Below are 14,578 nucleotides of genomic sequence, written 5' to 3'. Positions count from 1 at the left end.
ACAACAAAAATTAACGTCTAAGTCCATTGTGACGCAAAGCACCGAGAGAACCTTTCAAGCCCCTCCTAGCAACCTCAATCCATGTAAGGAGACCGCCGCGCCTGCCAAACAGCCAAACAGAACGTCACCATCATGAGGACGCTTAACCCGGTGAGCAACAAAACAACCGGCTGATACGACATCTGCCAAGACCAAACCCAGGCTGCTGCCAAAGGCACGGCGGCACGCGCCAACGTGCCTGACACCGTGATGATGCCGTTTAAGGCACCATAAGCATGCGGACTGAGCAATTCAGGCACCATGAGACTGCGAACAATCGTAAACGTGCCATTGACCAACCCATACGTCACACATAAAGCCGCCATCACCCAAAAATTTACCTGAGCTGGATAAAAGAACATAAAAACAATCGGGAACATACAGGCGAGCACCACCCCAATCTGACTCAACGATCGGTCTGCAGCGAGCCAAGTTACCAAGATTCTGCCCAGTACCTGAGCCGGACCAATCAAAGCCATGATGATGACGACATCAGTTGCGCTCAAACCCTTGGACTCCAGCAATGGGTACATGTGATAGGCCAATCCAGAAAAGTTACCAGCATAAAACGTCAATGACAACAACAGCATCCAGAAGGCCGATCGGCGCAAGTTTTGTTGAACGATTTGACGGTCGCGGGCAGCATGCGTTTGGCGCATCGTGTTATCCGTGGCCTGCTCCACATCTCGATCCGGATGGATCGATACGAAATACACGATGGCATAAAGCGCATTGATCACCCCAAGAATGATCAAAGTCGTGCGCCAGTCAGACCAAGCAATCAAAGCAGCCACCAAGGGCACAGACACAGTGGATGCAAACCCACCCCAGAGTGTGATTTGCGTAATCCCGGCACGGGCCTGGGATGCACCGACTCTACGCGCCAACACGGCAAATGCGGGCTCATACAACAAGGCCGCTTGTAAAACGCCACTGAACGCACTGATGACGTAGAACGCAACCAGATTGCTGGTGACGGCCCACCAGCTTAAAACGGGCAGAATCAACAACGACGCCCCAGTCAAAATCCAGCGCCCCTGTCCACGGTCAATGCGCAGACCCACAGGAAAACTAAACACCGCTGTCATCACCATACTGATGGTCACACCCAGATAAATCTCAGATTTGGACCAATCCAGCTCGGCTTCCATCCCCAGTGCAATCAGCGGAAACCCAAAACACAAGGTTCCCCATGACAAAATCTGACCAATCCCAAGGACCGCGGCCAGCATGAGTTAGGCCACCCGGGTACCAAGTTTAGGCACCACATCAAACCAGCCTCGCAAGCCGTTTGAGAGCCGAAGCGAAGTCTGTGGTGTCAAGTCCTCACAACGGATCACGCGTTCTTGAACTTGTCCTGTTTGTAACAAATGGGCTCGCCACACGCCTCCTAACAAACCACATCGTTTTGGTGGTGTGAACCATTGCCCATCGTCGTAAACATACACATTGCTGCGAGTGCCCTCACACAATTCGCCACGCTCATTACAAAAAATCACATCAAAAAACTCAGTGTGATTCGCCAGCCAGGCTGTCGCACTTTCATACCAAGGTCTGAAGGTCGTTTTATGCTGCAACAAACGCTCATCGCTTTGTAGGGTCACTTCAGAAAACGCCACCCGCTGAGGCTGTGTCAAGGGTGCCAGTGGATAAGCAGCAACCGTGATTTGCCCAGTCGTAGATAACAACAAACGCACACGCCATTGCGATGGGGTTGAGCCTGATTCTAGGTTTTTTTCTGCAACTTGGAGGGCCTCTTGGACTTGTGATTGCACCTGCGCAACACTGATCGGCGGATAGGACAGCGCTTGTGCCGAGTCACGCAGACGTGCCATATGCAGATCCCACAAATCAATGACACCTTGCGCATCGGCGCGCATGGTTTCAATCAAATCAAACGTCGCTGTTGTTTGTGCCATTGCGGCAACCTTTATAATCCGTTACTCATCTGCCAATTGGACAGGCACCCCTAAAACACGGGCTTTCCAAAAACACTCTTGCCATTCTTTGGCGGGATCAGAGTCATACACGATGCCTCCGCCCACATGGTAGGTACCCTGCCCCGCTTCATTGAGTACCAATGTGCGAATCGCCACGTTCAATGAAAAGTCACCATCCGGTGCAAGCCATCCAATGCTGCCACAATACACTCCCCGCGGACCCATTTCCAAACGTCGGATCTGTTTCATTGCCGCAATTTTTGGGGCGCCAGTGATCGACCCACATGGAAACAGCGCTTGTAGAATCTCCAACAAGCTCACCCGAGGCTTTAATTGCGCCTCAATTGTGGATGTCATGGTCCAGACTGTGGGGTATTTTTCTAACGCAAACAAAGGATCGACACGGACTGTTCCAGTCTGAGCGAGCCGTCCCAAATCATTGCGAAGCAAATCGACAATCATGAGGTTTTCTGCACGGTCTTTAGGACTATCGAGTAAAGCCTGTCCCATGGCAGCATCCGCAACCACATCTTCAGGCACTCGTGGCGCAGTGCCTTTCATCGGTCGTGTGACCAGATTCGACCCTGTGCGCGCCACAAACAATTCAGGCGACCAAGACAGAATGTGCCGTCCACCCTCTTCGTCGTGGATATAAGCCGCATGCGCAGCCGCACTTTGTTGCAATATCTGCTCATACAGTGCACGCGCTTGCCCCTGAACCTGAACCATTAACGGAAAGGTCGCATTAATTTGGTAGACCTCACCAGCGGCAATCAAGGTACGCACTGCTTCGATCATCTGCTGGTAACGCGGCCAAGTCAGACTCGCCTTGACCGAGGTGATCTGCGCTTTAGAAGACCATGCCTCACCAGCCGCTTCTAACGTGCGCTGTTCAGCGTGTTTAAAAATCCAAGCTGTCAATAGTTCCGGCGATTCGGTCGCCATGTCAGGCCACACAATCTCTTTTAAAGCAGGATCAAGCCAAGCACCCAATTCATAATGCGCCACCAGTGCCACCCAGTGACCCTGCTTTTGTGCGTCTTCGATCTGTGCCAACGCCTGCGCCAGATACTCAGGGCGGCGCACACCGATGCGCGCCACCATACCAGTCATCTGTAAACGTGTCTGTTCAGCTCCCTGATCAAACCAACACTTCACGCAGACTCTCCAAAGACAGGTCTTAATGCAATCGCAGTGTGAGACTCTGGGAATTGCTCAACCACCTCCCAAGGGCTGGCTTGTGCAATCACTTGCCCTCCTCCTGATCCACCTTCAGGACCCAGATCAATCAACCAATCCGCCTGAGCGATCACATCGAGGTTATGTTCAATCACCACCACGGTATGCCCCGCTTCGGTTAATCGATGCAAGACATTAATTAGTTTTTCAACATCAGCCACCGACAAGCCAACCGTCGGTTCATCGAGCACATACAGCGTGCGTGGCGTTATTTTCACGCGTCGTGTACTGCCCAAATGAGCTTTAGCCAACTCAGTCACGAGTTTAATCCGTTGTGCCTCACCACCCGACAAAGTGGGTGATGCCTGACCGAGTGTTAGATACCCCAGCCCGACATCTTGCATCAGTTTAAGTGGCTCTCGAACCCGCGGGTGCGCCGCAAAATAATCAATTGCATCATCGACTTCAAGTGCCAACACCTGACCCGCATTCATGCCGCGCAAATTGACGGACAGTGTTTGCGGGTTAAACCGCATACCCTCACAAGCATCACAAGGCACTTTCACATCAGGCAAGAAGTTCATTTCAATTGTGCGCATGCCCTGACCTTCGCACACGGGGCAACGCCCTTGTCCGGTATTAAAAGAAAACCGTGCAATACCCCAACCTCGAATTCGAGCCTCTTGAGTATCGGCAAACTGACGTCGCACCACATCCCAGAATCCCACATAAGTAGCTGGACATGAGCGCGGTGTTTTTCCGATGGGGGTTTGATCGACCTCTAAAATTCGGTCAATTGACTCCCAACCTGTAATCTGATCGCAGCCATGCCAAATCGGTTTGTCTTTCGGATTGGCCATCACACGCAATAAGTTGTCTAGGAGGACATCTCGTGCCAGACTGGATTTGCCCGAACCGGATACACCCGTCACCACGGTCAGTCGACCGGTTGGAATCTGCGCATCAACTTGCTTTAGATTGTGCAGATTCGCACCACGGACGCGAATCCATTGCGTATCTGCATCGACTGGACGACTTGGCTGCTTCGAATGACGTAATGGCTCACGCAAGAAACGACCTGTGACCGATTCAGGGGCGTTTTCTATATCGATGACACGGCCTTGCGCCACAATGCGCCCACCTCGCACGCCCGCGCCCGGCCCAATGTCAATGACATGATCAGCGCGTCGGATCGTATCGGTATCGTGCTCAACCACCACCAAGGTGTTGCCGTTTGACTGTAAGCGAGCCAAGGCATTCAACAAAATCTGGTTATCGCGCGGGTGTAAACCAATCGTTGGTTCATCGAGGACATAGCAAACGCCCTGCAAATTGGAACCGAGCTGCGCAGCCAGACGGATACGTTGCGCCTCACCCCCAGACAAGGTAGGAGCCGCTCGATCTAAAGACAAATAATCCAGCCCCACTTCGCGCATGAATTTCAGTCGCGAACGCACTTCCTGCAAAATATCGCGGGCAATGCTTGTTTGACGCGCATCGAGCTCCAGTCCTTCAAAAAACTGCTGAGCTTCACGCACCGACAACCCAGTCAGCTCCACAATCGAATGATCCTGCCAGCGTACGGCGCGCGCCACTTCATTGAGCCGTGTCCCTTCACAAGATGGGCAAGGCTGTGAGGTCTGCGTCTCATCTTGCTTCCAGCGCAATTCTTCACCCGTCTGCTCGGCATCAAACCCTTTCAAGGCAACCCCCGTCCCAAAGCACGTCGTACACCAACCATGCTTGGAGTTATACGAGAAGAGTCGAGGATCGGCCTCTGCAAAACTACGTGCACAAGACGGGCACGCCCGTTTGGTTGAAAAATGCATTTGCTCCAAAGGCGCTTGCAAGTCTACATGCAAACGTTCCAGGGGCCACACCACGCTCAACACCCCATCGCCGTGCTCAAGCGCAGACTCAATGGCTGTACGCAACTGCACTTCATTGTCTGCACTCACCACCAGATCGGCCACAGGCAACTCAATCGTGTGTTCTTTGTATCGATCTAATCGGGGCCAAGGTTGTGTGGTTAGGAACTCGCCATCGACGCGCAAATGTGTGTACCCCTTCTGACGTGCCCAACGGGCCAGGTCGGTGTAATAACCTTTTCTGGCATGTACCAAGGGCGCCAACAAACCAATATGTTGCCCATCATACTCACGCAGAATATGCGCCATGATTTGCTGCGATGTCTGTGGGGTGACCGGTACGTTGCAACACGGACAATATTGCACCCCGAGCTTCACATACAACAAACGCAGAAAGTGGTAAATCTCTGTCATTGTGGCCACAGTGGATTTATAACCACCTCGACTGGTGCGTTGCTCAATGGCAACCGTCGGGGCAATACCGTAGATCGCATCCACATCTGGCTGCCCGGCAGGCTGCACAATCGCTCTGGCGTATGCATTAATCGATTCTAAATATCGACGCTGCCCTTCGTTAAACAAGATATCAAAGGCCAGTGTGGATTTACCAGATCCGGAAACGCCTGTGATCACCGTGAACTGACGGTGCGGAATACTCACGCTGATATCACGCAAGTTATGTTCACGCGCATGCAAGATATCAATACTGGTGACAGGCTTGGGCGCACTGACCGCTTGCGCACTGGATGTCACTGCAATGGGCTGGTGCTCACGAACAATTTGGGCATACTCACGTAAGGCTTGTGCAGTGGCTGAATCACTGGTTTCAATCAGATCGGTCGGTGTGCCTTGCGCCACAATCTCTCCACCCTCATCACCCGCACCCGGCCCCAGATCAATCACCCAGTCACTGGCGGCAACCACATCCAGGTTATGCTCAATAATCAGGAGTGCGTGACCTGCTGAGAGAAGCTTTCTGAACGCCCCCATGAGGCGTGCAATATCATCCAGATGCAACCCAGTCGTCGGTTCATCAAAGAGAAACAAAACGGGCTTCTGATTCAAGGGCTGACGGCTGCGACTTTGGAGTGATTTCACCAAATGGCCTGCAAGCTTCAAACGCTGTGCTTCCCCACCAGACAGAGTTGGCACTGGTTGGCCGAGCGTGACGTATTCCAACCCCACATCGACCAAGGTCGCCAAAGCGGTCTGAACTTGTCGCAACCCCTTAAAGAAAGACAAGGCTTGTGTCACCGTCATCGCCAAGACTTCATCAACCGATGCGCTCTGACCCAAATGCTCTAGACGAACCTCGCAGATTTCTGGACGAAAACGTCTACCGTCACAATCTGGACAACGTAAATACACATCCGACAAAAACTGCATCTCTACATGCTCAAACCCCGTACCCGCACAGGTTGGGCAACGTCCATCTCCACCGTTAAAGCTGAACATCCCCGCGGTATAGCCTCGCTCCAAGGCCAACGGTGCTTGTGAAAAGAGCTTACGGATCGCATCAAATGCACCGATGTAACTAGCTGGTGTGGAACGGGCTGTTTTACCTATGGCGGACTGATCCACCATCACAACATCTGCAAGCTGCTCTGCACCTAACAAATGCCGGTAAGCACCCGGGGCTTCTGTCGGTCGACCAAAATGCTTTAGTAAGGCAGGAAATAGAACATTTTCTACAAGCGTGGATTTGCCGGATCCGGAAACGCCTGTGACACACACCATCCTACCCAACGGAATATGGACATCGATGTTTTTTAGGTTATGGGCTTGTACGCCTTCCAACAACAGTCGGGGAGTTTTGTCGGTCACAGCGACAGGTCGAGGTGCTTCAATGCGTTTGCGACCACTCAGATACTGTCCCGTGAGTGTGTCTGCCTGACGCAATGCATCAGGCGTGCCGTCAAAGACGATCTCTCCACCTTTTTCACCAGGTCCAGGCCCCATGTCCAGAATGCGATCTGCTGCCACCATCACTTGTGGATCATGCTCAACGACCACCAACGTGTTGCCAGCATTGCGCAAGCGGTGCATGACTTCCACCACCCGATGCATATCCATGGGGTGCAAGCCAATGGAGGGCTCATCCAACACAAACAAGGTGTTGACCAATGACGTGCCTAGGGCAGTGGTCAAATTAATGCGTTGCACCTCACCGCCTGACAGTGTTCGGCTTTGGCGCTCGAGCGTCAAATAACCCAAACCCACATCATTCAGGAACTTCAGGCGTGTGAGAATCTCTTCACGCACCAGCGTCATGGCCGCATCCATCACGACATCGGGAAATACCAACTGTTCAAACCACTGATACAAATGCCTGATGGGCAGGCTCATCAATTCATGAAAGTTGTATGAACCCTGGGCTGCATCACCCACTCGCCACAGCAACGCATCAGGCTTTAAACGTGCACCGTGACAGGCTGGGCACGGCGTATAGCTGCGATACTTTGAGAGCATGACACGCACATGCATTTTGTAGGCACGCGACTCCAACCACTCAAAAAAATGATCGATGCCATACCACTGCGTTTGCCAGGCTTTACGTCCACCTTTCCAATCTGGATCGCCTTCAATCACATACCTTTGATGTTCAGGCGGCAAATCACGCCACGGGATATCAATCGCAATCCCTTGAAGTTTGGCAAACTTTTCTAGGTCACGCTGTAACTCTTTAAAGCTCGGGGTCTGCCAGGGCTTAATTGCACCATCTCGCAAGGACTTGCTGTCATCTGGAATCACCAGACCCATATCCACACCAATCACCCGACCAAAGCCACGACAGGCCTCACAGGCCCCTAAAGGTGAATTAAAAGAAAACGTACTAGGTAAACAAGGCGAATAATCTAGGTCACAGTCTGCACAATGTAGTTTGTCACTAAAGCGCCAGTACGCCAACGGTTGACCCTCATCGTCTAGCGCAAACACGGTCATCAAACCACGGCCCATCCGCAATGCCGCCTCAATCGCTTCATTAACCCGGGCGTGCTCTGTCCCTTCTAACCGAAACCGGTCTTGTACGACATATAAACGCTGCTGTTCACCATCTTCGCCAGCCACATTCTCACGGTGATGAACCCGCACATAACCTTGGGTATCCAGAAATGCTTGAACCTGCGCCTCATCCAGACTTTCAGGTACATCCACGGCAAAGGTCACAATCAATCGCGGATTACCTGCGGCCTGACTGCGCTCACGTAAATCCTGCGCAATACTTTGCGGGGTATCTGGCTGCACAGGATGGTTGCATCCACGACAATAGAGTGTTGCCCCTCGCGCAAACAGTAGTTTCAGATGATCGTTCAGCTCTGTCATCGTCCCCACGGTACTGCGGGAATTACGAACCGGATTGGTTTGATCAATCGCAATCGCCGGCAAAATTCCTTCAATCCGATCAATTTGCGGCTTATCCATTCGATCGAGGAACTGTCTCGCATAGGGCGAGAACGTTTCCACATAGCGGCGCTGGCCTTCGGCATACAGCGTATCGAACGCCAGAGAGCTCTTTCCAGAGCCCGATACACCCGTCACAACCGTCAATTCACCCGTGCGAATTTGCAGAGTCAAGTCTTTTAGATTGTTTTGACGGGCACCGAATAGATCAATAGAGGATTTCATACGAAGCGGATTCTCGCGACAACAGGCAGAAATGAAGTACTATAGTGGAATTATGACTGGAGGTATTTCATGGCTGAAATTAAACGTGTACGACGCAACACGCTTGAGCGTCGTTGTCTGAGCAAAGCATTAAAACGTTTGTACGTCAATCAACCCCGTAGCGTCTTCAAGATGTTGCTGGGCGCGACCAAACGCTCTTAATGCTTGAACGCACGACCGACAAGCACTTCGTGAACACATGCTCAATAGGTCTTGTCGGTTCAGTGCAGTCAACTCAGCACAATCAACTCAGTGCGGTTGATTCATTGCAATCAATGCGCTGAGTTTGATCTGATACATTCATCTCAACGGGTTATGGATTAAACGACAACCCCCATTGTGCGCCATTTACACAAAACAAGCTGGATTGTCCATTCCCCTGACCTTCCTTTTGTCATTTGTGCACAAAACCATCACATTGGCATCTCTCTTAATCGCCCATGACCACCCACAAGCCTGACGCATTGACTGTTGCGCTGATTGTTAAAAACGAATCAGAGCATCTAGCCGCTTGTCTGGATACGGTGCATGACTGGGCTGATGAAATTCTGCTAATGGACTCTGGCAGTCAAGACGATACGCTTGAAATTGCCCGACGCTATCCTAATGCCCGTGTCCTAGAAAACCTCGATTGGCAAGGATTTGGGGCACAACGTCGCCTTACACAAACGCATGTACAAACCCCGTGGATTTTTTGGATTGATGCGGATGAGCGAGTCACGCCTGAACTGAGGCAATCCATTCAGAAGGCGATTGCACAAAATGAACCAGACAGCGTCTACAGTGTGAGCCGACTTTCCTGGGTCTTTGGGCGCTTTATCCGTCACAGTGGCTGGTATCCTGACCGGGTGGTACGTCTTTATCGCGCAAACGCCACGACCTATTCAGATTCGCCGGTTCACGAACATGTTCTAATCCCACCTAACACAAAAACACGGGTGTTAAACGGTGATCTCTTGCACTACACCTATCGAGATTTGCAACACTATCTCGTGAAGTCTGCACACTATGCTCATTTGTGGGCACAGCAGCGTCACGACAAAGGTCGCCGAGCCAGCCTCTCTCAAGGCATGTTGCATGCCATTGGCTGTTTTCTTCGGATGTATGTCCTCAAAGTGGGTTTTTTAGATGGGCGCCAAGGTTTGCTTTTAGCACTGCTGTCCGCACATTCCACTTTCGCAAAATATGCCAATTTATGGCTTTTGCGTCAACCCAACACAGCTCAACCCGACGAGCAAAGCAATCGTCCAATTAAGCCTCGTCAAGACTGACTGGCAAAAACTCGACTGGCATACTGCGTGTGTCTAATGTGCTCAATGATTTGTTGCGCCACAGCCACTAAATTCAATTCGGCAAACGACGCTTCGCCCTGATCAGCAGGCGCCTGAATCGCCAAGTGACGCCCGGGTGAATTCAATGTTTGCCAACGCAGAGCCGTTGCCGAACGTTTTGTCGGAAAAAAACCTACAGTGGGTCGATCCAGCGCGCCCGCAATGTGTAACGGGCCTGTACTACCTGCCATCATGACATCCGCATTGTCCAGAGCCGCCACCAAACCTTTTAGACCATGCTCAGGCAACATCACGCCCACCTGTACTGGATGTGCTGTCGACGAATCATCCGACAGTGTAAAAACCATCCGATTAACCGTTTCAAGCTCTGAGGGTCCTGCCGACAACAGCACCTGATAATTGGGCAACGATTTTGCAATGAGCCTGATTAAATCGATGTACTGCTGTGTCGATAAATTTACAGCGGAACCGCCAGAGCCGGGATGGACGACCAGCCAAGGTCGCGCAAAATCCAGCCCTGCGGAACGGGCAATCTGCGCACGCGCCTGTAGGCGTCGTTCTTCTTTCACAACCAGATAAGGGGCACTCACTGGATGGATCGGCAATCCCTCACGCATCAGATAATGTTGCGCCAAATCTAAGTTGTATTCCCATTCTGGTTTTAGAGACCGTGAGCGACGCTGTGTTAATCGATCGGTATATAAGATTTGAGCAAACTTGGTGGCAGGGGCTAATCGATAGGGAATATTGGCCTGTCGTAGAATCGACGCATTGCGCCAATTTGAAAACAAAGCAATCGCCGCATCATACTGATTCGTACGTAATTGACGCAGTAGAGTTTGTTGTTGTTCCTGTGTGGCCTCTGCACCGGGATCGAGCACGATTCGTCGCACCGAAGGACATAAACGAGCCAGTTCTGCTGTGTACTCTGGCACCAAGACACTGACCTCACAAGCACCAGAAGACGCTAACAATTTCAAAGCTGGCCAAGCCAGCATAAAGTCTCCAATTTTGTCATTGCGCACGACCAGCACTTTTTTCACTTGATGACTAACTCCATAGACTCGGTTTGCGTTTCACAGGAACCCAACATCTATCGTTCTAGGTAATTCCAAATCAAGCGCTGCAATTCATTCGAACGCTTTTCAGCGCTCTGGTAAGCCGTTTGTCGCTTCAAGGTATCGCCCACTTGATGCGCAGCAATCGCTTTGTCTGAATATTCGTGCAACTCATCATGGTTTTTTTGAAGCGCCGCAAACACATCATTAAAACTTGGCTCTTGCGAAAGCTGCATCAGAATGCGAGACATCCCACAAGACTGCAAATCCGCAGGAACGGGATGATCAAATGGTTGCTGAAAAAAATCTCTTAAACGAATCATCCAACCCACATGCTCAGACAGCAGCGCCATCACGGAATGTCGATGAACAGGTAGTTCTTTAATATTCTCATCAAACTGCCCAGACCGCCACTCACTCAGCCAAGCTTGTAATTTCGCCATCGATCTGGGTCTAGAAAACGCATAGCCCTGCACCAGCACACAACCCAGGCGCAACAAAGCTTGCGCATGTTCTGCGCTTTCAACGCCTTCGGCCACAACAGGCACATGAAACGAGCGTGCTAGGCTGATCACCGCTTGCACGATGGTCATATTCTCACGTTGATGCAACATATCCAGCACAAAACTCTGATCGATTTTGATTTCATCAAATGTCAGATGCTTTAAATAAGCCAAAGACGAAAACCCCGTTCCGAAGTCATCGAGCGAAATTCGTATTCCCAATTCACGAATCTCATTGATGGTTCGGGTCGCCAACGAAAAGTCTTCAATCAAAGCGCTTTCGACAATTTCCAGCGTAATTTGATCAGCCGGAATCACTTCATGTTTCTCTAAAAGCTCACGAAGGTCATCTAAAAAGATTTTGCGTAAATTCTTCTGAACTGGAATGCCTGTATTGACACTTAGACACAAGGGATAGCCTTGCCGATGAAGCGCATCCAAATCCGTTAATGCCCGATTCAACACCCAGCGACTTAAGGCAACCGACAGCTCTTCGTCAGACAGGACTAAAGGCAAAAAGCTATCCGGATACTGCAAACCATGTTCAGGATGATTCCAGCGTACCAACGCCTCGATCGCACGAATCTGGCCACTGACCATATCAATCTGTGGTTGATAATGCACCACCATTTGCCCACGGTTCACCGCATCACGAAGTTGCTGCAACCGCGTATGGCGTTCGGCCAGCTCGCGCTCAAACTCTGCATCAAAAAAAACAATCTGATTCTTGCCGCGCTGTTTGGCAGAATACATCGCTTGATCAGCCTGACGTAAAAGCTGATCCGCATCGACCTCGACCGACTGCGGATAAAACGTGATCCCAAAACTTGCGGTCAAGCTCAATACCTGTTCACCAATGCGAACGGCATCACTCACAGCCGCCAACAACCGCTCATATACAGGGTGTTGAGGATGCAAATCCGTCATGTTCTGCAAGACCAGCACAAACTCATCACCACCAAACCGGGCAACGATATCACCTGCACGCAATGCACGGGTCAGGCGCGCAGAAATCTTGCACAAATACACATCACCTATCGCATGACCGTGACGCTCATTCATGCCTTTGAAATCATCTAGATCGATATAAACAACCGCTAAAGAAGCATCGTGATGTTGGTAAGTTTGCACCAGTTTACGTAAAGACTCAGAAACCGACAAACGGTTAGGCAAACCGGTCAGGCTGTCATAGTAAGCCACTTGACGCAAGCTCTCTTCATGCATCAAGCGTTCAGTGACTTCGGTCGCATTCGCAATATAGTTCTGAATAGTGCCGTCTTCATCCCGAATAACAGACAAACGCATATCAACCGCATAAGGCTCTCCACCTTTGCGATGATTCCAGAGCTGACCAACCCAATAGCCCTTGGCATTCAAATCATCCCACATAGCTTGATAGAACATTTTGTTCTGGCGCCCTGAATGCAGAATGGACAGTTTTTCACCAATAATTTCTTCTCTATCGTAGCCCGTCATTTCACAAAAACGGTCATTCACTTCTACGATGACCGAGTTCGCATTGGCAATGGCGACACCGTCATAACTGTGACTAAAAACCTGTGCAAGCAACGCCATTCGTTGCTGGGTCTGCTTCAGTTCAGAAACATCGATATCAATTCGATAGATTTCAAGACTTTCGTTCGAAGCCCTGTGGATTCCAAAGCTCGAATACACCGTACGGGTCTCACCACGCGCACCCCGAAAGTTCAAAAGTACAAGCGCTTCCTGAAACTGACCTCGCATGCAACTGGTCAGTGCGTCCTGAATCTGCGTACGCATCAACTCAGGGACTGACAAATCTGTCAACGGCTTTTGCAACGTTTGTTGCGCACTTAACTGATAGAGTGTTTCGCTGCCTTTATTCCAGAAAATCACACGCAGCTGTTCATCGTAGCCTTGCACTGCAATATTCGGCAGATGTTCAAACAAATCAAAAAACTGTGCTTTCGTTCGCGCCAACGCCTCTAATGCCTCAACACGGGGCGTAATATCCAGCAAAAACCCGTGTATGCGCCGCACTTTTCCTTGAGAATCCCGTTCTGGCCAGCTCAGGTCTTCAACCCAACGCCATTGGCCATTTTTATGCCTGATCCGATAGATCTGTTGATAGCTCTCTAGACCTTGTGCTAGATATTCAGTCACTTCTTCTGCGGTTTTCTCAAGATCATCTGGATGAATCAGATCAGAGAACGCAACTGATTTCGGAACCAAGAGATCGTCCGTGGTGTAACCCATGGTAGCAATCGTGTCATTGACGAACTCAACAGGCCAACCTGGTGCATTGAGCCAGGTGAACATCATCACAGGCAACTTAGAGACCAGTGATTGCAAATCTTTGATGTGGTTGTCTGCAGCAACCCGTTCAGAGATATTTTCATGGACACCGATCAACACAATGTCTGTCTTTTTCTCGGGTCTTAAAATTCGCCCTCTGGCTTGTATATGAAGCCAGTCACCATCTTTGTGACGCAGACGCATCCGAATATCGTAGGTGACATATTTGTCTTGAATGTTCTGATGTAAAGCGGCCAGTACCGACGGCAAATCATCCGGATGACAAAAGAATTGCCAGCTCTCGTTTTTGAAGTTATCAAAATCATCACGGCTGTAACCCAACATGGTCAACCAGCCTTCATCCACTTCCCACTCGCCAGTCGTCCAGTTCACCATCCAGACGCCGACTTTGTGACCGCCCGTCAATGACATCTGACTGAGGGCTCGAATCGCGTCAAACGTTTGATCAGTCGAGAAGCTGCGGGCAAAGGCACCAGGCTCCACACACTTGACCATCCCCAGACTTTGCAGCTGCTCGAACGCTTTGAGCACTTCAGACTCACTCACGATCAGGTCTTGATCGCACAAACGGTCCGTCAGCCTACCGACAGACAGCGCTTGTCCATCAATTGGCAATTGATACAGAACCTGAAGCGTCAATAGATCAGAGTGCATACGGAACAATCACAAAAAGATACCAGCGGCATCAAACCCACCAAAACTTTGGTGTCTCTTTCGTAATTTTACGCTGAATTGAAG

The 14,578-nt window shown here is 50.6% G+C and carries 8 protein-coding genes; 2 read left to right on the top strand and 6 right to left on the bottom strand.

Annotated features, from left to right (window positions below; genetic code table 11):
• Positions 1–74: 74 nt before the first annotated feature.
• From ACOI06_RS03610 to uvrA, 4 genes are read right to left on the bottom strand one after another with little or no spacing between them, the layout of a single operon-like run.
• A complete protein-coding gene (locus ACOI06_RS03610; RefSeq protein WP_420661139.1) occupies positions 75–1,271 on the bottom strand; it encodes an MFS transporter in 1,197 nt (398 codons plus the stop codon).
• Between the two features lie 3 nt (positions 1,272–1,274).
• Positions 1,275–1,958, bottom strand: coding sequence for an aminotransferase class IV (locus ACOI06_RS03605; protein ID WP_420661138.1), 684 nt, complete (start codon positions 1,956–1,958; stop codon positions 1,275–1,277).
• Between the two features lie 21 nt (positions 1,959–1,979).
• Positions 1,980–3,137, bottom strand: coding sequence for an aminodeoxychorismate synthase component I (locus tag ACOI06_RS03600; protein WP_420661136.1), 1,158 nt, complete (start codon positions 3,135–3,137; stop codon positions 1,980–1,982).
• A complete protein-coding gene (gene uvrA, locus ACOI06_RS03595; RefSeq protein WP_420661135.1) occupies positions 3,134–8,653 on the bottom strand; it encodes an excinuclease ABC subunit UvrA in 5,520 nt (1,839 codons plus the stop codon). The genes ACOI06_RS03600 and uvrA overlap by 4 nt, the downstream gene beginning before the upstream one ends.
• A 69-nt stretch (positions 8,654–8,722) precedes the next feature.
• Between uvrA and ACOI06_RS03590 the strand changes: the two genes are divergently transcribed.
• Together ACOI06_RS03590 and ACOI06_RS03585 are read left to right on the top strand one after the other, a co-directional pair.
• Positions 8,723–8,854, top strand: coding sequence for a hypothetical protein (locus ACOI06_RS03590; protein WP_420661134.1), 132 nt, complete (start codon positions 8,723–8,725; stop codon positions 8,852–8,854).
• 278 nt (positions 8,855–9,132) lie between these two features.
• Positions 9,133–9,963, top strand: coding sequence for a glycosyltransferase family 2 protein (locus tag ACOI06_RS03585; RefSeq protein WP_420661133.1), 831 nt, complete (start codon positions 9,133–9,135; stop codon positions 9,961–9,963).
• Here ACOI06_RS03585 and ACOI06_RS03580 read toward each other — a convergent pair.
• Entirely contained in the window at positions 9,954–11,027 is a 1,074-nt protein-coding gene (locus ACOI06_RS03580; RefSeq protein ID WP_420661132.1) for a glycosyltransferase family 9 protein, read from the bottom strand. The two genes, ACOI06_RS03585 and ACOI06_RS03580, sit on opposite strands and share 10 nt — an antisense overlap.
• Before the next feature lie 50 nt (positions 11,028–11,077).
• Positions 11,078–14,494: an EAL domain-containing protein gene (locus ACOI06_RS03575; RefSeq protein WP_420661131.1), complete on the bottom strand. Its 3,417-nt coding sequence runs from the start codon at positions 14,492–14,494 to the stop codon at positions 11,078–11,080.
• Between the last annotated feature and the right edge of the window lie 84 nt (positions 14,495–14,578).

Origin of the sequence: Orrella sp. 11846, from assembly GCF_048820935.1 — a bacterium.
Classification (GTDB): Bacteria; Pseudomonadota; Gammaproteobacteria; order Burkholderiales; family Burkholderiaceae_B; genus Algicoccus.
The sequence above is the reverse complement of the archived record's forward strand: the minus strand, read 5'-3'. Positions and strand labels throughout refer to the sequence as shown.

Coding starts and splice junctions, on each gene's coding strand:
- ACOI06_RS03585 (WP_420661133.1), top strand. CDS start 9,133: ATGACCACCCACAAGCCTGACGCATTGACTGTTGCGCTGATTGTTAAA.
- uvrA (WP_420661135.1), bottom strand. CDS start 8,653: ATGAAATCCTCTATTGATCTATTCGGTGCCCGTCAAAACAATCTAAAA.
- ACOI06_RS03610 (WP_420661139.1), bottom strand. CDS start 1,271: ATGCTGGCCGCGGTCCTTGGGATTGGTCAGATTTTGTCATGGGGAACC.
- ACOI06_RS03575 (WP_420661131.1), bottom strand. CDS start 14,494: ATGCACTCTGATCTATTGACGCTTCAGGTTCTGTATCAATTGCCAATT.
- ACOI06_RS03590 (WP_420661134.1), top strand. CDS start 8,723: ATGGCTGAAATTAAACGTGTACGACGCAACACGCTTGAGCGTCGTTGT.
- ACOI06_RS03605 (WP_420661138.1), bottom strand. CDS start 1,958: ATGGCACAAACAACAGCGACGTTTGATTTGATTGAAACCATGCGCGCC.